We start from the raw sequence: 17,582 nt of genomic DNA, 5'->3' as shown, positions 1-17,582 counted from the left end.
CCTTCTTTTTTGAAAAATTTATTGCCATTCTGATTACTTTCGCCTATCCTATAAATGAAGAGTGAAAGGAGCGAATATCAGTATGTTCTCATGTCCAAACTGTCACTTCCCCTCAAAGGGAGAAAAATTTGTCTGCCCAAATTGCGGAAGCGATCTTCAAACAGGGAAACAAGGATCAGAATCTCAAACTATTTCCCATCCTAAAGAAAATACAGACTCTAAAAATCGACAAATGCTCGCTAAAGAAAAACATTTCATTCATCGAATGAAACACTATATGGCCTATTTAATATTTTGTTTAAAACATCCTCTTTCTAATTTAAAAAAGGACGTCCCTGAATCTTATCTGTATTGGAAAATCTCCCTTTTATTGCTGGTTATTTTTAATACGTTAACAGTCACTTTGTTTCTTAAACAGAGTTTATCTTACTACGAATGGTTTGCAAGGATTTCCCTATTGCCAAGTCTCAAAGTCGCTTTTTTGCCTTTATTATTTAGCCTGAGGACACTAATCTTTTTAGCACTTGCTTTTCCCCTTTTGCCTTTATTGATGGCTGGCGTACGCTTTTACAGTCGTAAGGGGAAATGGCAGATCAACGATCAGATGAATCAATTTTTTGGCAGCATTTCTCTCTCTATTTTCTTATCTTTTATCGCCATGATCTTAGCTTTCAGCGCTCCTATTCTTTTTCTTTTAGTGATTATTTGCTTGCTGGTGATTGAGATCATTACTCTTATTGTTGCTGTCTCTTTCTTTTATTTCAAAGAAAATTTGAATCTTTCTCCTCTTAATACTTACTCCCTCATTCTTTTGACTTGTATCATCTATATTTGTTGTTTAATTATTTTAGGTATTTTGATTTATTGAGTTGACAAACTGGATAAAAATGAGTACTATATATGAGTACTCATTTTTACGCGGTCATGGCGGAATCGGCAGACGCGCCAGCTTGAGGGGCTGGTGGGAGATACTCCCGTGGAGGTTCAAGTCCTCTTGGCCGCATAAATGCTTTTTAAAGCTTTTCAAAAAGTGCTAAAAAGCCTTGTGTATCAAGGGCTTTAGGACAAGTTGAAAATCAAAGAATTTTATTGAACGCCACGCAAATCACGCAAATATCACGCAAATATCACGCAAGAAATTTCCCCGAAGCTAAGAAAAGAAACTGACCTATTAAGGGTCTTTTTTTATACCATTTTTTTGCGTCCTAAATTCATGTTTATTTTTAATTCAAAAGGATGTAACCTTATCACTGTATCCGCCTTTCAAGCTTTCTTGGGATACAGCTTCTAGAGCTTGTCAAAATCAGCTTCCATCTTTTGAATAGCGTCCATCCATCCGTTAATCACTTTGTCTAATTCATACTGATTGCTTAAATTTAACTTGATTCTTAACTCTTTCTTTTCCGCCATCCCATATACCTCCTGTTTTTGCACATAATAAAACCACCGACCGATTAGGTGGTGGTTAGTTATTTCAAAAATACAATATTTTCAATATCATCTACTTTTAATCCATATGAGCCGCTTTTAGTTCCAATAAAAAAGGTGTCATATTGTTCATCTTCATCATCAAAATCTTCTGCTAATTCGAGACCATTACCACATCCAGTAAAAACTTGGCCATTTTTTAACAATACCCGGATTTTATCAGCATATTCTGCTTTTTCCCAATTAATCAAAGCGACTCCCCTCCTCCGGCACGATATGTGCTCCATTTTTTCCATAATGTATCCGACCCTTAGTAGTAGGATATTCTTTTCCGTCTTTTACATAGTATCCAATCATTTGATGAAAATTAACATCTTCTTGCTTTTTGGGTTCACCGTTATTATAGCATACCACTAATCCTTTACCCATAGTTTGATCAATTAATTTTTGCCCCTCTTCAATTTTAAGCAATTATACAGATATGCCAATATTTGATATACGATAACTTGATAATCGTCTTTTGCCATTATTGATCTCCTTATTTAATTTTTAATCCTTTGGCATAAGCTTCTTTAGCTTCTTTTAATGTCATTTTATTAGGGCCACCATCAATATTGGTCTCTCCCGTATTTTCCCAGTTACAACGTTCACAAATATCATAAGTCTCCACAAGTTCTTGGCAAACTGGACAATGAATATATTCCCAACCATCAATCATTATTATTTTCTCTCTTGTAGTCATCATGATAATACAGTTCTCCTTCGTATGGTTTAAACATGGTTGTTACTTTAAATTTTCCATTTCTATTCTTCTTCCCAATGGCTATAGTATTTTCCTTTTGGTTATATCTAACTCGTCTGGTTTCTGTGTCGTATCCCAATACACCCTCAGAAATAGGTTGAGACAATAGCTCGGCTGCTTTTTTTGATATTTATCTTTAGTAATTTCTCCAAACTCTTTACCGTGAGATTCAAAATGCCCGACAAAGACTTTTCACTAGGGAATTCAAATTTCAGCCATTCAGCACGTTCTGCTAATTCTTTGTACTCTTTAGAATTATTATACTTCATTTTTTGGGAATCTGACAGTGACACTTGCATCCTTTTTCCCAACGTTTCTGAAAGTGTCTTATACTCTGCTCTATCTTCTTGTTCCTCCATCGATTGCCACGCTTTCACTTTTTTCTGCTTTCGTCCCCTTGTACGGGAAGTATTCTATCGAACAAGTGCAATGAGCATGTCGCTTAAAAATTTCTTTATCAATAGTTTTTTATTGTATTCAAACGTTCCAACACCCTCACGACAAAACTCACATCTCGAATGGCTTCGTTTCTTTCCTGTGCCTACACCTAGCTTGCGAACAATCTTGGGCGATAACCCTAACTTGTGATGAAAATCCACATTCTTCTTCATCCTCTTTTTCACGAAAAAATATGTGCAATGACGGCGTGAAGTTCGGCCAGCCAAGGGTGGGGGGAGGTACCCCCCCTCTTCACAAAGTCGGTAGAAAAAGCCGTTATTTGCTAATTACTTGCTTAATAAATAAATTAAAATATTTTTGATTTTTTTCATTGTTCGCACTGTCTTCCCTCTCGTTGCCCTTGCCCTGCTCCCCTTGCTCCTCTCTTCCTATTACCTATCCTCTAGCTTTTCAGTACTTCCTTAACTGTTCATCATCACAACAAAAGAATTGTTTTAATTTTACAACAACATTCATTTAAAACTTATTGTAAATAGATCTGCTTATTAGATTGCTACTGTACCTATGATACATTAAGACAGCCTTTTATTAGTTTAGCTTTGATCCCTCATAGCTTCCCACACTGCTACTATAAGTCGGTAGGGTGTAGAGCTATACCTACTTAATGAACTGGGGGCGCAAGCTTTTGCGGAAGCTAATAGGAAGTTTTTTTTGCCTTTCTTTTTTAAGTAAGGGGGGGATAAAAATCTATCTAGAAGCGGTTATCATTCAGTTGATTAAGTACTACGCATTAAGGTGTATAAGGCGTATAGTGTAATCAATGTAACAAAAAGAGGGTAGAAATACCCCCTCTTTTGTTATTGTGTATTCATTGATTTTTGTTAATGGCTATTCGTTAGTAATTCTTCCAATCAAAATATTAAAAATTTTTTTTGCGAATTGATACAAGCCATCACTTTATTTATATCATCTTCAATCTCTTCAGGGGTAGTTCCCCTGATATATTTCGAAAGGGCGGGGTCTAGTTTATAAGAAAAAAGAATCGATTTTTTTATGCAATCAATTTCAATTTTTTCTTTTTCTTTATTGACTTGTGCTACTTGTTCAGTTAGTGAAGTCACTTGTTCTTTCAATTTATCGTTCGAGTCGCTTTCTTCTTTAAGAGAACGCAATACCTGTTCTAGCTGTTCTTGAGACTCTTCAAGTTTAGCTTTCGTTTCCTCCAACTCCTCGGTTAATTCCTTAGTCCTTTTAGAGTTTAAATTGTCAGGATCCAATCGCTTAAAAAGCTTAGTGATCTGTTCCTCATCAAGTCCTAGTTCTTCTTTCAAAAAAGCTTTACCTAACATACTTCACCTCTTAGTCCATTTTACTGATAACTTTTTCCCATGCACTTTCAATCGCTCGTTCTCCGCTAGTCTTAAGGTTAACCGCTTCCTCACTCTTATTTTGAGCCTTTAAAATTTCACGCCTCAGTTCGATTTCTTCGTCTTCTTCAGCAGCTTCCTTTTCAGCCACAATCGCCTTGTGAGCCGCTTTCATAAGTCTCTCCCACTTTTTACTTTTTTCTTGTTTTCTTTTTTCTTCTTTTTCAAATTCTTCGAAAGCTTTTTGTTTTTCTTCCTCTTTTTCTTTTTTAACCTTTTCCGCTAGCCATTCCGTATAGTAATTCATGTCTACTTTTTCTAAAGTCATAATTCAATTCTCTCCTTTCTTGTGTAGCTAAATAGCTTTCTTAGCTTCCTCTATATCCGTTTTTAATTCCCCATCACACAAAAACTTTTCAATATAGTAATCAGGGGTAACCCCTCTATACTCTGAAGGATATATAAGGTCTTTATTTTTTGACATTCTTTTGATCGAATTATTCAGATCGTAAACTCGTTCAATCAATTGCAACGATTTTTGATTGATTTCTTCCAGCGCTTTAATATTTGCTTTTTTCTCCAGTTCGGCGAATAGGGCGCTAGCACTTTCTTTCGAACTTTTCTTCACCTCATCAAGAAATTTAGCTGTGTTTTCTTGACTCAAAAGGGATTTTTGATTAAATTCTTGCATCACTTCGTCGTTCAAATCGAGCTGTTTATCCAAATCTAGCAGCTCTTTTTTTAGCTCAATAACTTCCTGGAATTTTTTCAACTTTTTGTTTTCTTTGATTTTATCTTTCAGCTCTTCCTTTTTATCCTTGATTTTTTGAGCGTTTTTTTCAAAAAAATCAAGGCCTTCCTCCCGTGTCTTAATTAATTGGTTTAACTTTTTTTCTATTTCATCAAGTTTCATTTAAAACTCTCCTTTAACAATCTAATTTTTACACATTACTTTTTTACCCCTATTCTTTAAAAGCCAGTAATTCACCCCCTTTATAAGCTTCTGCAAATTGGATTTTATACTTTTTAAGTAACCGATAATAAGATGCACTAGAAAACCCTAGCCTATAAGCTATGTTTTCATCGGTCATCTTTGGCTCTATTGTGAATTTTAAGCGCAACAATTCTTTTCCCTCTTCGCTTAGTAATTCAAATGCTTCATGAATAGCTTTTATTTGGTTTTGAGCTTTTTCTCGTCTTTCTAATATCCGAAACATAGAACCATCAGAAGAAGAAGGAACGGATGAAGGTATAAAACTGTAATTAGCCGTTACGGTTCCAATAATTCCTGATAAGCGCTTTATAGTAGCATACTCTTTTAAAAATGCGGTGACGTTTGCGATTGTTTGCTTTTCGTTGATAAGATCTAGCATTAAAAAAGCACTCCTCCGTGATATAATTTAAGTACATGCTAGGCGCTCTTCATCACTTGGAAGAGTGCTTCTTTTATTTGTTCTAAGTTATAATGATCTTTTTTTGTTTACCCTTGTTTCTTTTCTTTTTTACAAGGGGATACTCCAAAACGTTGATATAACAACATTTGCAACCTTGTTTCCCTGTTCTTTTAATTTCCTATATAAACACTAACTTTTTTTTAGCTATATAAGGCGCTAATATATATAACAAAAAAATCTTATATATATATATTAGTAACAGAGGGTACTTGTTGATATATCAACATTCTAAAGGTATACATAAGGGACACAATAGGTTAACGAAAGTTTCTATTTAGCAATTCATACATTCGATTAAAAAGCTTTTTATCTTTAACCACATTAACTTTAAAAATTGCCCTTTTTATACGCTCTTTATCACGCTAGAGGCGTTTTTTAATTTGTTCTAATGTTTTTCCCGTCTGTTAACTCCGATGGCTTGAACTTCTGTGGCTAATCCGTCGATCCTTTCTAGTAAACGCTTAACGTCTTCTTTCCCGTTTTTAGGGGATTTTAATAAATATCTGCAATAGTCCAGCTTTGTCAGATTGGATGTGAAACAAGTTAGTTTATTTTTCTTGTATCGAAAGTTAATGATTGGATATAAGATTCCACTTAAAGCGTAGGCATTATAAGATTCTGCGCCTATGTCATCAATGATCAAGCAATCTACAAGCTTGAATTTATTTAAGTAGCTATCTAGTCGGCTACTGTCCTTCTTCATTTGGTTAAAATAGCCCTCTATCAGCTCGGCGCATTCAATCATGGTTACTCCTACACCTTGCCGTGAATTCAGCTCTTTAGCAGTTGCACTTAGTAGGTATGTCTTTCCAATTCCAAAACTTCCAACCAGCCATATACCTACTTGTTTTTGATTAGGACGATAGTTTTTAATAAGGTTGTTGCAATAAGCGAATGCTTGTTGTCGTCCTAATTCGCTTTGGTCATAGTCTTCAAGAGTCGCCAGTTGATTATCTATGCTCAAAGTGAAAAGGTCTAGCTTTCTTTTCCATGCTTCTTTTAATTTTCTTTCTTGAAACTCTGGGTTCAACGCTAGCTCTAGCGTAACCAGCCCATTAACTATAAAAAGAGCCGGAATGTAGCGGGGATCTCTTTGAAAAGTCGTATAGCCGTTAAAAGTTGTAAGGCTTTTGTTTATTGAATCATCATCCAAAACTGGCTTATAGTCTTTCAAAAATTTTTGAATATCGTGATCAGCTAATATCTTTTTTTTAGCGTTTTCCGTCTCTACTTGTATATCTCTTCCTCTCAACTTTTTGCGTGTCTCTTTAGGCAACCAGTGTATAAAGTCATTTGTCATTCTTTCGCCCCCTCGCTTTTAGGTTCCCAATTCCCGCTAAGGTAATCACGTCCTCTTTCTAGTAATTTTGAAAAAGCTTTTTCTCTGTCTTCTTCGCTAGGATATCTTTTACATATTTGGGCGTATGTCCTTATATCCTCATCTAGTTCAAAATCTACAGGTTCTTTCTCTATCTCTATATTTTTATCTTTCTCTTTCTCTTTCTCTATCTCTTTCTCTATGTAACATTTTTGAACAATGTTACGGTCGTCTTGAACATTGTTACGCTCATTTTCTTCTTTTGCTTTTTCTCTGACTATATATTTATTTATATCTATATCTTTATTTATATATATATTGCTATCTCTCTCTATATCTTTATCTATATCTTTATCTGACCTTAACTGATCTATACTATTCTTACCTAACTCTATATTATTCTTACCTAACTCTATACTATTCTTACCTAACTCTATACTAACCTTACCTAACCTAACCTGTGTATCCGTTTTGGATACATTTTGGATACAGTTTGGATACAAGTCCTCACATTGCTTATTTGACGCTGTTTCTAAGGAGTTATCTCCTTCATTTTCACTTTCTTGTTGAATATTCTGTATCCGCTTTGGATACACTTTGGATACACTCTGGATGCATTCTGTATCCACTTTGTATCCGCTTTGGATACGCTCTGGATACTCTGTATCCGTTTTGGATACATTTTGGATACAGTTTTCTTTTTTAATCTGATATTGTTTATTAGGTGTGGTTGCTAACATTGCTTTTTCGTAAGAATAAAAAGTTGAGCTATATCTATCTTTTTGAATGTAATTATGTATCTTCCAATCTCTAATGACGACAACACCAGTCTTGAAAGGTATTAAAAACTCTTTGCCGATTAATATTTTTAAGTCATCATCACTAGCTCCTATCATCCTTTTGATGGTCTTGACGTTGCCAACGAACCCCTCATCATCAGCGGCCATGTTGATATGAAAATATAAACATTGTGCGCTTAGAGACATATCAAGGAACTGATCACTCTCAGTTATTTTTTTACTGAACATCCGACGCTGTGCCATTTATCCATTCCTCCATTTACTTAATCCCTAGATTTCTTAAACTGTCGTTTAAATCTTTGATGTCGTCGCTATTTTCCAAAGCACAATAAACGTTATCTATAATCTCTCGGTAATCGTGAACTATTGCATCAATAAATAAATCACTAAGCTTTTCAGAACATTTTTTTATTTCTTCGCTTGCTTTTTCTGTTTTACTTGAAGCGTAAGCAGAAAGAGCGAGGCTTTCTTTTATTTCATAAAATTCAATCAATCTCAATATAGGAAGCAATTTTGAAGCAATTTTTTTATTTTGCTCTGCTGTTAAGTAATTTATCGCTTTATCGTTTAGTTTTGTTTCCATGGTCTATGTTCTCTCTTTCTTCTTGCTATTTTTGCTTCGGTTTACTAGAATAAGAGAAGGCAACAAGGGGAAAAAGTGTTGTGTTCTTGTTGCTGTATCTTTTATGTGGCTTGCTATTTTAGCAAGCTTTTTTCATTGCTTTGATGGTCTTTAATAAAGTTATTGATTTCTTTACGGCTATAAAATTGCTTGCCTTCCACCTTGTAAAAGGGCAGTCCTAGCCCCGTCCACTTTGTAAAAGTATTTCGACTTACACCGTATAACTTGATAGCTTCTTGAATAGTCAAGTAATCTTTAGTGATAGCCACGTCTCTTCTTGCTTCTTCTACGGCGTGAATGTAGCAAGCCTTCATACTTTCTTGAAGCTCTTTATAAAATTGATCTGGCAGTTCCAATGTTAGTGGCATTTTTTCGCTCCTTTCTAGCTCGGGTATATAAATACCTTGCTTAGCCTAATTGATCTTTTTTTCTTAATTAGTTGATTGCGATACTAGGCTTAGAATGCATTTTCTTCATTCGCTCACTAGCCTTTTTCTTTTGTTCATAACTCATTACTCTGATTTTATTTACTGATACACTCCCTTTAATTTTTCCCTCGATACCAATTAGTTGGTTGGTACTTTCGTTATAGATTTCTCTTTCTGGTATGATTCGCTCTTGCCACTTTCTAGCGTGCTTAGGAACATCAGTATAAAGGTGCCACTCATCCAGTTTTCTATCGTACGTGATGATGGTTTCTTGTTCCTCTTGGGGTGTGGTAGTTGTAAATTCCTTGCTCTTCATTTTCACCACTCCTTAAATTTTTTTAGTTTTGATTTTAGTACCGCATTCTCTTCTTCCAAATCTTCCATTTTGAAAAACATAAGCCAATGGATAAATATCACGAGTGCGATAATAATCAGTTTAAGAGTTAACGGACTTAGTTCCATTGTTCAACATTCCTTTCTAAAATTTTCAGTGTTTCTATTTCTCTTTTCACTTGGGCTTTATAGCTCGCTAAAAAGTGATCTTTTTCTTCTTCGTTTGCTACTAAGTAGTACCCTTTTGGATTTTTCCTGCTCGATCCTATAAAGCAACCTTTACGTCTCAGCCCTTCAATAAGTGAGAAAAAGCTCCTTCTCTCAATTCCTAATAAACGACTTAAATACGTTCCGTTTCTAGCATTCTCCTTTCCTCTGGGTAGAAGAGTAATCAACCGTTTTTCTTGTGGTGTTAATTCTTCCATGTCTTCGATTCTCCTTCTTGCTTTAATGTTGAACTTTATTTCATAATAAAAGCCCTTGTTTGTGTTTAACAAATAAGGGCTTAATGTCGATTCGCCCGTTATCTGTTAAATGATTCACCAAATAAGGGCAAGATTATGTTATAATGTTCTTGCTACCTTTTTGGCGTACCTTTTAGGTGTACCTTTTAGGTGGTGGGGCGCTTGAGTTGTGTTCTGATTGGCGTTAGGACAACTTGAGCGCTTTTTTTATTTATTCAGACTTCAAAACTAAATGAATTCCCCTTCTTACAGCTTCTGCTCTGGTGATATTGTGCTTTTTGCAATATTCAAGAAGTTGTTTGTTGATATGTTCATCTATACGAACTTTTATATCAACATTTAAAGGATTTTTAGCTTTGGGTCTACCCATTTTGGAACTAGTCAAAGGTGTTCACCTCCTACTAAATGAGTTCCACAAAGTTGTAATACTTCATGAGTTCCACAATGTCAATAGCCTTCATAAAAAATACCCTAACATTTTTTGACTAGGGTATCTTTCTCGTTAATTCCTTGTAGAAATTCTCACGACTTCCGACTTGAATAATTTCTACTGTTACGGCCTCTTCTTGTATCGTATACGCAATTCTATATTGAGATTTTTGATAGTGAATAGGCTGAGTATAAATATCTTTTAAACCGCCCTTTTTCCTATCTCCGTTATAAGGATTTTTAGCAATAACTTGGAAAATTTCATAACTAATTAATTTCAGCAATTGCTTATCTTTCAGCTTTTTGAGTTCTTTTTTAGCGCTATTTCTGAAGAGGACTCTATAAGTTAAACTCACGTTTAAAATCCTCCTCAGTCATTTCACTAGCGGGTTCATTCATTAGCTCATTCAAGCGATTCTCCATGAGTGTTTTACGCTTTGACATCTCCTTAAGAATTTCTTTGCCGTCTGTATACCCTTCTTGAATGAGGTCGGTTAAAAGAAGATCGTCGTATTCGTCGATTAAACGAGGAACAGTCTCCACTCGCTCGAAAAAGATTCCATCTTCTTGCAAACGTGGGGTAAAGCTTGTCCCCGCTTCAACGTTGAACGCTTTAGGAATTGTGACAACTAACGCATTTCCTTGTTGTCGTGCTTTGACTACCATTGTAATATCACTCCTCTATGTAATTACTCCTGTAATTACATTTTAAAGGAATTTACTTTATTTGTCGATACCTTTTGCCCTTATTTTTATTCAATTTTCAAAGATCTGTTTTTTTATGCTCATCATCTAAAACATACGTCACGTTTAAGGTATCAGGATCCTCAAAGACTTGATCTATGACTTGATTAGCTAAGTAAGCCCCGTGTTGTTGGCAAGACTTCACTTGTGACCTAATCAGCGAATTTTTCCGCTTCTGGTTTTCTTGACCTTTTTCCCACGTATGTGGGGGTGATCCTCAGCGAACTTTTCCACTAGTAAGGGTGTCCGTACTATGGATACCTTTTTTTATTTAATCGTGCTTTAGCTTTTCATGTTGGATATCTCTAAAATCTCAAAACAATCGTTCAAATTAAAATGAGGTTCATCATCAATAATTACAGTGCTAACCTCTTTATCTTCAAAGTTAAATATCTCTGATTGTTTCATATTTTTGATCTCCTTATCAGTTTCTTTTCTTAGCCTCGGGGAAAGGATTGTCAACTCAATAAATTTCAACTTTCGACACATTTGTGCTAAAAAAAATATCGTCAATAGTAGCGTTAGGGAACGCAGCATTGAATGTTTTCTTTATCACTGCTTTTTCTTTGTCGGTAAATGGCGTTTTTTCGTTTTCTTTCAAGTAATAGGATTGTCTAGAAATATTTAATTTTTTTGCCATATCTGACTGAGTAAGCCCCATAAATTTACGCATTGGCTTTACCATTTGCATTTTCAACACCTCCTTGCTTTCAACATTTTACACCTTTATTCTAATTAATCTTTTTTATTCTGTCAACTCATATTTTCAACTTTTTAAACCTGTGGTAAAATTTATGCAAAGGTGGTGAGATAATGGAAGTTAATAAAAAAGATCTAGGAACTAGAATAAAAAGAATTAGAGTTTCTAAAAAGCAAACGTTAGAAAGCTTCGCCGATAGTATAAAAAATATAACGGGATTAAAGACGGGGAAAAGTAATGTTTCAAAGTGGGAAAGAGGCGAAAATATTCCTAATGATATGACTTTACAGGCAATAGCGGACTTAGGTGGTATCTCGGTGGATGAATTGATGTATGGCAATAAAGAAGAATTTATTGAATCTCTTATTTACTCTTATATTTTCTCTTATGTAGAGAAAAACAAAGGAAAAGAAGAATGTCGCTATATTCTTGAACAGCCTTTTAAATTTGCAAAATCAGTAAAAAATGACTTTATGGACTTATTTACTAAAGAAGACTGGTTTAGCAACAAAAGCGGGCTTGATAATTTTAGTTATAGTCAACTAAAAAATAATGTGTTGGAATTTGTTAATGATGAATTAGCTAATAGTTTTATAATCCTTAATAATAAACAACTCATAGAGAAATTTTATTTTCCAATTCTTGACTTATACTGTGAAATTGAAGATATAAAATATTGTTCTCAAAAATTGCCCGATGATGTAGATAAAGACTTAGTGAACCAACTTCAAGCTATATTGTCCAATACTAAAATGCTGTTAAGCCTTTTGTGGGAAAAATATGAAAAAGATGATCAGCAATTTATCATAGAGTCTAAATTGGAAGAAGAACAGAACAACAAAATTTAACAACTAAAAAAATATTCACACAAAGCAATTAAAGACGACGTTGATGTCTTTATAAGACTAAAGGACAAACAAAAAAGCCGCATAACTACGACTTTTACACGATTAACGTACGATTAAAAAACATCACTCAAACAGTGATCCGCCCTACTCAGTTCTTTTTCTTAGCCTCGGGGGAGTTATTAAGAAAGGAACACCGTTATGGCAACATTTAAGCAGTATGAAAATTCAAAAGGTAAATTTTGGGAAGTCAAAGCCTATCTAGGGAAAGATGAGGAAACTGGGAAACAAGTTCAATTTACAAAAAGAGGATTTAAAACAAAAAAGCAAGCCGTCGACTACTTCAAACAAGAATCAAGAAAGTTTGATAGTGGCCTTAGCTTGCAAAATAAAAACTTTATAACTGTAACTCAATTATACCATGAATGGCTAGAACAGTATAAGTTGAACGTAACTAAAAGTACGCTAAGAAATACAAAAACTTATTTCAGATTGCATATACTGCCACCGTTGGGCAATATTCTTATTACTAAGTTACAGCCTAAAACCGTTCAGAAAGTTGTTAATGAATGGCATAGGAAATATAAGAAGCATAAAAAAATCTTTAGTTATTTAAAGCGTGTTTTACAATATGGGGTAACTCTTGACTATATACAAAGCAATCCATGTTCTAGGGTGGCTATTCCTAAAAAGAAATTACAGTACGATAGTCCACAGCGTGAAAAAGATTTTTATAGCAAAGATGAACTAGAATTATTTTTCAATTGCCTTCAACAAGAAGATAGCCTTAAATGGCTATGTTTTTTCAGGATATTGGCATTCACGGGCCTAAGACGTGGGGAAGCTCTAGCCTTAACTTGGGAGGATATCAACTTTAAGCAATCCACTATCACAGTTAACAAAGCCGTTAAGCTAGGCGAACAAGGGCTATATATAGGCGACCCTAAAAATCAAAGTAGTACTAGAACGCTAAACGTTGACAGTGAAACCATGAAGATTATTAGAAAGTGGAAGACGGAACAAGCTAAGTTATTTCTGAAACTTGGCTATAACTTATTAGGAAGTGATGAATTTATTTTCAGGAAGGAAAGCGAAAATTTTCCGATTAGTGTCGCTAGCCCTAGAAACTTCTTAGCTAGGTTCTGTGAAAGAAACAACTTACCTATGATTAATATTCATGGTTTCAGGCATACTCATTGTAGTTTGCTCTTTGAAGCTGGTGTACCTATGAAAGACGTTAAGGAAAGAATGGGACATTCAGATATTTCTACAACCATGAATGTCTATACTCATGTAACAGAAAACAGTAAAAAGCAATCTGTTCAAAAGTTTGCAAAATACATCAATTTCTAACTCATCACGCAAATATCACGCAAATTTATAAAAGTAAGGTTGGCAAGTCGCTATAAATCCTTTAGTTACAGGCTTTGTTAGGTGTGAATACTTCAAGTCCTCTTGGCCGCATAAGACTAAAACTAGTAATCATTAATAATCACTAGTTTTTCTTTTAAATCTACTAACTTTTCTACTAACTTTTTTTGCAGTCCAGTCAGCATAAAATCAACAAAAAGAGGAGCTTTTGGGCTCCTCTTTTTCTTATATTTTAATTAAATCCCAATCATACGCCACATAGCGGAATTGCCCTTGCGTGCCATCATCTTTCAGCAAAGCTAGCTCTACTTTTTGATCTGGTGACAGCCATGTCACTTGAAAAGCCTTTCCCTGTAAACCTGTATCGATGGGTAAGCTACCTAAAGCACTAAAACTTGTAGCTTGCTCCATGTACTGGTTAGCTGATATCCCGGCAGTTTGATAGGCTTCTTTAGCATAGTTTTTAACAGTATCTGCTGATCCTTTAAAAAGTGTTTCAATCCCACCAATAGATTGCTCTAATGCTCCGCCTTCCATAATGGAATCTTTGAGCATCTTTCCAATACCAGCAGCAGCAATCACTTTCGTAGCTGTTCCTACCAGCTTTGATCCTAAGCTTCCCACAACTGCTTCTCCAGCAGAATCCGCTTCTCCACCAAGGAGCTTCTGAATAGAGCCAGAAATACCTTGAGCTGATGGAACAATCTGAACATAAGCTTTTCCAAGTTCTGTCATTGTTTTCCACCTTCTTTCGCAATCTTTTCAAGTAAAACTTTCCTTGCTTCTTTGAATTCTTCGCCAGAAGAATAACCTGTGCTTTTAGCTACTTTCCCTTTACCTCCTAGCTCCTCTAATAGGCTCATCGGGCAATTCCTATTAGATCGACTATTAGAGGATAGTGCCCACACGGATAAGCGCAAGAAATCAAAAATTCCAGCTAAAATCAGTGTGTTTATTTCCACTGGTTGATCCGCTAGCTTCTTCATAACCCTTGAATTTTGAGGTAATCCGTAGACTAGAATACTGACCTTTAAAGGGGAAATTTGTTTGTACTCAAAAATTTCATACTTTGTTCACATCTTCTAAATTGATTCTTGTTAAACTAGTTTTGAGGGAGATAACGTTATTTATATTTTTTCAATCACTCTTTCAATAAACAATAATGAGCAACGTATACAATGGAGGTTATACCATGAAGAAAAAAATGTTATTAGGGACTGTACAGGTAATGGCTGCAGCCAGTCTGCTAGTTACTACGCAAACCACTTCAGTGGACGCTGCCGAAAAGCAAGACACTGCACCTACTGTACCATCTAACTTAAAAGGAAAAGCTGATCAAGCAGCCAAAAATGAACAAGAAAAGAAAGAACAAGTTGATAAAGACACAGCAACACTCAAGCAAGCGCAAGCAGATCAAACTGCACATCAAACAGACAAAGAAAAAGCTGATCAAGCGGTAACACAAGCACAAAAAAAACTAGATCAACTAAACAGTCAAAAACAAAGTAAGGAAGATGCTGTCAAATCAGCGACAATTGAAGAAACTGAAAAGAAAGAGGTATTGAACACTTCCAATCAAGAACTTGAAAAAGCTAAGAAAGCCTACGAAGCAGCAAATCAACCTTCAGAAGAAACCCAAAAATTAAAAGAAAAGCTATCTCAAAACATCATTGCACAAAGCACTACTCAAAAACAATTAGACGAAGCAAAGCAAAAACAAGAAAAAACTACTCAAACCCTTAAAAATACCAACGAACAACTCAATACCCTTTCCCAAGAAAATAATGACCTCGAAAGTCAGGAAAGAGAAAAAGAAGCGGAAAAAGAACTGCATGAAAAAGATGCACAAGTAGCAGACAACAAGATTGCAGAATTAACTGCTCAAAAAGATCAATTATTAAAAGCATATAAAGAAAAAGATCCGCAAAAAACACAATTAGCTGAATACGAAAAAGGCATTCAAGAAGCTAAAACTATATTAGATCGCAAAACAGAAGAAAAGAAACAAGTAGCAAACGAAACAAATCAAAAAAAGGAGAGCCTCAACTCTGTTTTAGCGCAAATTGAAGAAACCAATAAAAAAATAAAAACTTCAAAAGAAAACATACAGACCAATACAACACAAATTAACGAAACTAATAATAAAATCCAACAAAACAAAAAAAGACAAGAGGATATACAACGTGACTTGATACCGTTGACCAATAAGCCGAATGAAACAGCAAGGGTCCAAGAATTAAAATTACATGAAGAAATTTCTCGATTAAATAAAGAAACTGAAGAGCTTACTCAAAAAGTAGAGCAACTAACAAAACAAAATCAATCTGAACAAGCGGTTCTTGAAGGACTAACATCAACTCTCCAAACACAAACTCAAGATAAAATCACCCAAGAGCAAGCTCTTCAAACACTCAAAGAAAAAGAAGCAGCAGCGCAAACTGCCTTGGAAAATGCTCAACAAACCGTCACACAAAAAGAAAGAGAACAGTCTAATTATGAACAACAGCTAGAAAGTACATTTCTTAAAGGTGACTACGGGCAACAACTGCAGGATGCAAGAACCCGATCAGAACAAACCAAAAAGGAAGCACAAGAAGCAGAAAATGCCGCTAGAAAATTAAAACAACAAAGAGACCACAACACGAAAACCATTACATCTTTAACTTCTCAAAAGAAAGAACAAGATCAACTATTAGATAATTTGACAAAGCAACTTACTCAATTGGAAGCTGAAATCATTCAAAAAACACAAGCGGTTCAAGAAACAACTACGCAATACAACCAAGCCCAAGAAGCAGACGCTAAAAAACTAGCGCCTTTAAAAACTACGTATGAACAAAACAAAGAAGTGGCTCAAAAAGCGCAAATTGCTTATGAGGATACCAAGGCACAACTCCAAACTGCGCAAAATGCACTTAATCAGTTTAATCACGACTTACAAGTTGCCCAAGACACACAGCAATCCGCTCTTGCTAACCAACGGCGAGCAAACGCTGCTCTGCAAGCTGACCAACAAGCACTCTCAGCAGCACAAACTGCCCTTGACCAAAGCAAAGCCGCTTACCAATTAGCCAGTCAATCCCATTTTGAAGCGAAAAAAGCTTACTATTACGACTTGCTAATGGCTAAACGTCTTACCGCAGCAGCCATGGCCTTGAATGCCTCAACAGTTAAAACTGTTGATCAGCTGGAAACAATCTATCAAGAAGCACTCAAAGCCCTTCAACAAACACCAACTCCTCAACCACAACAACCTGAGCAAGAAGCACAACCTCAGACGCCTCAAGTGCCTGAGCAAAAAGCACAACCTCAAACGCCTCAAGTGCCTGAGCAAAAAGCACAACCTCAAACGCCTCAAGTGCCTGAGCAAGAAACGCAACCTCAGACACCTCAACCAGATGGTCAAAACAACATCCCTACTCCACAATCCAAACTAATTGAAGAAAAAATAGGACAAACACAATTCAAGTTTCAATTATCCCCAAAATTGGATGCAGATGGCGTAAAAGTCGAAAAAGTAGAGAATACACAAGCTCTGGCTCAAATTAAACAACAACTTATTAAACAACACGTACCAAACGTAGAATCTTATGATATCCAACTCTTCAACTTTACCCTCACAAAAAAGGGGAGGCCAGTCACTACATCTGGCAATCGTACTGTGCGGATTGCCTTAACTTCTGGAGTTACCGAAGCCAAAGTCTTCCATGTGCAATCTGATGGTACGCTAGTAGATATGCAAGCTACTGTCAAAGAAGGGTATGCTGAATTTACAGTAGATCACTTTAGCCACTTTGCTTTAGTTCAAAAGAAAGTACAGCAGCAACAAAAAGCAATAAAAGTCACTGATCAAGGCAACAAATCGAATAGCACCTCGCAAACTAATCCATCAAAAAACCTAACATCCTCTACTACGCCTGAGAAAAAATCCACTTTACCACAAACAGGCGCTATCTCACACTCAACCGCGTTATTCAGTCTTACACTTAGTGCTTTAGGATTCTTGTTTAGCTTCCGTCGTCGTCAGTAATATTTTGAATAGTCAGTGTTGGTGTCAACCCACAGGGTTGCCCAACAC

25 protein-coding genes, 1 tRNA gene and 2 pseudogenes are annotated in these 17,582 nt (G+C 35.6%); 5 read left to right on the top strand and 23 right to left on the bottom strand.

Features of this window, described 5'->3' with window-relative positions:
- The first annotated feature begins 82 nt into the window (after window positions 1-82).
- Entirely contained in the window at window positions 83-868 is a 786-nt protein-coding gene (locus AWM71_RS06810) for a zinc ribbon domain-containing protein (protein WP_060777246.1), read from the top strand.
- 50 nt (window positions 869-918) lie between these two features.
- Window positions 919-1,003: transfer RNA gene (locus AWM71_RS06805), tRNA-Leu, on the top strand.
- 284 nt (window positions 1,004-1,287) lie between these two features.
- On the opposite strand, the gene AWM71_RS08595 is transcribed toward AWM71_RS06805, so the two are convergent.
- From AWM71_RS08595 to AWM71_RS06710, 21 genes and pseudogenes are all read right to left on the bottom strand, one after another.
- A complete protein-coding gene (locus tag AWM71_RS08595) occupies window positions 1,288-1,410 on the bottom strand; it encodes a hypothetical protein (RefSeq protein ID WP_256379437.1) in 123 nt (40 codons plus the stop codon).
- Window positions 1,411-1,469: 59 nt separating this feature from the next.
- On the bottom strand, window positions 1,470-1,679 hold the full coding sequence (locus AWM71_RS06800) for a hypothetical protein (protein ID WP_060777245.1): 210 nt from the start codon (window positions 1,677-1,679) through the stop codon (window positions 1,470-1,472).
- The gene (locus AWM71_RS06795; protein ID WP_144428642.1) at window positions 1,672-1,899 is read right to left on the bottom strand and encodes a polymorphic toxin type 50 domain-containing protein; all 228 of its coding nucleotides are present in this window, start codon (window positions 1,897-1,899) and stop codon (window positions 1,672-1,674) included. The genes AWM71_RS06800 and AWM71_RS06795 overlap by 8 nt, the downstream gene beginning before the upstream one ends.
- Before the next feature lie 67 nt (window positions 1,900-1,966).
- On the bottom strand, window positions 1,967-2,170 hold the full coding sequence (locus tag AWM71_RS06790) for a CPCC family cysteine-rich protein (protein ID WP_201783966.1): 204 nt from the start codon (window positions 2,168-2,170) through the stop codon (window positions 1,967-1,969).
- 146 nt (window positions 2,171-2,316) lie between these two features.
- Window positions 2,317-2,607 carry a hypothetical protein gene (locus AWM71_RS08490; RefSeq protein ID WP_236701118.1) on the bottom strand — a complete coding sequence of 97 codons (291 nt, stop codon included), beginning with the start codon at window positions 2,605-2,607 and terminating at the stop codon, window positions 2,317-2,319.
- A 933-nt stretch (window positions 2,608-3,540) separates the two neighbouring features.
- A complete protein-coding gene (locus AWM71_RS06775; RefSeq protein WP_060777242.1) occupies window positions 3,541-3,978 on the bottom strand; it encodes a hypothetical protein in 438 nt (145 codons plus the stop codon).
- Between the two features lie 10 nt (window positions 3,979-3,988).
- Window positions 3,989-4,324, bottom strand: coding sequence for a hypothetical protein (locus tag AWM71_RS08290; RefSeq protein ID WP_060777241.1), 336 nt, complete (start codon window positions 4,322-4,324; stop codon window positions 3,989-3,991).
- A gap of 27 nt (window positions 4,325-4,351) precedes the next feature.
- Window positions 4,352-4,909, bottom strand: a complete 558-nt coding sequence (locus AWM71_RS06765) for a hypothetical protein (protein WP_060777240.1) — start codon at window positions 4,907-4,909, stop codon at window positions 4,352-4,354.
- 49 nt (window positions 4,910-4,958) lie between these two features.
- Window positions 4,959-5,369: an ArpU family phage packaging/lysis transcriptional regulator gene (locus AWM71_RS06760; RefSeq protein WP_060777239.1), complete on the bottom strand. Its 411-nt coding sequence runs from the start codon at window positions 5,367-5,369 to the stop codon at window positions 4,959-4,961.
- A gap of 466 nt (window positions 5,370-5,835) precedes the next feature.
- Window positions 5,836-6,750: an ATP-binding protein gene (locus AWM71_RS06755; protein WP_060777238.1), complete on the bottom strand. Its 915-nt coding sequence runs from the start codon at window positions 6,748-6,750 to the stop codon at window positions 5,836-5,838.
- Between the two features lie 677 nt (window positions 6,751-7,427).
- Window positions 7,428-7,811, bottom strand: a pseudogene (locus AWM71_RS08025) (hypothetical protein); the annotation flags it as partial.
- A 16-nt stretch (window positions 7,812-7,827) separates the two neighbouring features.
- A complete protein-coding gene (locus AWM71_RS06745; protein ID WP_060777236.1) occupies window positions 7,828-8,151 on the bottom strand; it encodes a hypothetical protein in 324 nt (107 codons plus the stop codon).
- Between the two features lie 113 nt (window positions 8,152-8,264).
- Window positions 8,265-8,558 carry a helix-turn-helix domain-containing protein gene (locus tag AWM71_RS06740; protein WP_060777235.1) on the bottom strand — a complete coding sequence of 98 codons (294 nt, stop codon included), beginning with the start codon at window positions 8,556-8,558 and terminating at the stop codon, window positions 8,265-8,267.
- A 67-nt stretch (window positions 8,559-8,625) separates the two neighbouring features.
- The gene (locus AWM71_RS06735) at window positions 8,626-8,934 is read right to left on the bottom strand and encodes a hypothetical protein (RefSeq protein WP_060777234.1); all 309 of its coding nucleotides are present in this window, start codon (window positions 8,932-8,934) and stop codon (window positions 8,626-8,628) included.
- Window positions 8,935-9,070: 136 nt separating this feature from the next.
- Window positions 9,071-9,376 (bottom strand): hypothetical protein, encoded by a 306-nt coding sequence (locus AWM71_RS06730; RefSeq protein ID WP_060777233.1) that lies wholly within the window; start codon window positions 9,374-9,376, stop codon window positions 9,071-9,073.
- A gap of 250 nt (window positions 9,377-9,626) precedes the next feature.
- The gene (locus AWM71_RS06725) at window positions 9,627-9,800 is read right to left on the bottom strand and encodes a CopG family transcriptional regulator (protein WP_236701117.1); all 174 of its coding nucleotides are present in this window, start codon (window positions 9,798-9,800) and stop codon (window positions 9,627-9,629) included.
- A gap of 100 nt (window positions 9,801-9,900) precedes the next feature.
- On the bottom strand, window positions 9,901-10,200 hold the full coding sequence (locus tag AWM71_RS06720; protein ID WP_060777231.1) for a type II toxin-antitoxin system mRNA interferase toxin, RelE/StbE family: 300 nt from the start codon (window positions 10,198-10,200) through the stop codon (window positions 9,901-9,903).
- Window positions 10,184-10,510, bottom strand: coding sequence for a hypothetical protein (locus AWM71_RS06715; RefSeq protein ID WP_060777230.1), 327 nt, complete (start codon window positions 10,508-10,510; stop codon window positions 10,184-10,186). Before AWM71_RS06715 ends, AWM71_RS06720 begins: the two co-directional genes overlap by 17 nt.
- A 97-nt stretch (window positions 10,511-10,607) precedes the next feature.
- Window positions 10,608-10,733 carry a hypothetical protein gene (locus AWM71_RS08590; RefSeq protein WP_256379436.1) on the bottom strand — a complete coding sequence of 42 codons (126 nt, stop codon included), beginning with the start codon at window positions 10,731-10,733 and terminating at the stop codon, window positions 10,608-10,610.
- 137 nt (window positions 10,734-10,870) lie between these two features.
- A complete protein-coding gene (locus AWM71_RS08585; RefSeq protein ID WP_256379435.1) occupies window positions 10,871-10,996 on the bottom strand; it encodes a BRO-N domain-containing protein in 126 nt (41 codons plus the stop codon).
- 55 nt (window positions 10,997-11,051) lie between these two features.
- Window positions 11,052-11,279: a helix-turn-helix transcriptional regulator gene (locus AWM71_RS06710; RefSeq protein ID WP_060777229.1), complete on the bottom strand. Its 228-nt coding sequence runs from the start codon at window positions 11,277-11,279 to the stop codon at window positions 11,052-11,054.
- Window positions 11,280-11,401: 122 nt separating this feature from the next.
- On the opposite strand from AWM71_RS06710, the gene AWM71_RS06705 reads away from it, so the two are divergent.
- Both AWM71_RS06705 and AWM71_RS06700 read left to right on the top strand, forming a co-directional pair.
- Complete coding sequence (locus AWM71_RS06705) at window positions 11,402-12,136, top strand: helix-turn-helix domain-containing protein (protein WP_060777228.1); 735 nt, start codon at window positions 11,402-11,404, stop codon at window positions 12,134-12,136.
- Window positions 12,137-12,334: 198 nt separating this feature from the next.
- On the top strand, window positions 12,335-13,486 hold the full coding sequence (locus AWM71_RS06700) for a tyrosine-type recombinase/integrase (protein WP_060777227.1): 1,152 nt from the start codon (window positions 12,335-12,337) through the stop codon (window positions 13,484-13,486).
- A 378-nt stretch (window positions 13,487-13,864) separates the two neighbouring features.
- Here AWM71_RS06700 and AWM71_RS06695 read toward each other — a convergent pair.
- Window positions 13,865-14,239: pseudogene (locus AWM71_RS06695) on the bottom strand (hypothetical protein); the annotation flags it as partial.
- Window positions 14,236-14,367: a hypothetical protein gene (locus AWM71_RS08580; protein WP_256379434.1), complete on the bottom strand. Its 132-nt coding sequence runs from the start codon at window positions 14,365-14,367 to the stop codon at window positions 14,236-14,238. The gene AWM71_RS08580 and the pseudogene AWM71_RS06695, both read right to left, overlap by 4 nt.
- Before the next feature lie 329 nt (window positions 14,368-14,696).
- Between AWM71_RS08580 and AWM71_RS06690 the strand changes: the two genes are divergently transcribed.
- On the top strand, window positions 14,697-17,534 hold the full coding sequence (locus AWM71_RS06690; RefSeq protein ID WP_060777225.1) for an LPXTG cell wall anchor domain-containing protein: 2,838 nt from the start codon (window positions 14,697-14,699) through the stop codon (window positions 17,532-17,534).
- Window positions 17,535-17,582 lie beyond the last annotated feature (48 nt).

It is taken from the genome of Aerococcus christensenii (assembly GCF_001543105.1).
GTDB classification, from domain to species: Bacteria; Bacillota; Bacilli; order Lactobacillales; family Aerococcaceae; genus Aerococcus; species Aerococcus christensenii.
The sequence above is the reverse complement of the archived record's forward strand: the minus strand, read 5'-3'. Positions and strand labels throughout refer to the sequence as shown.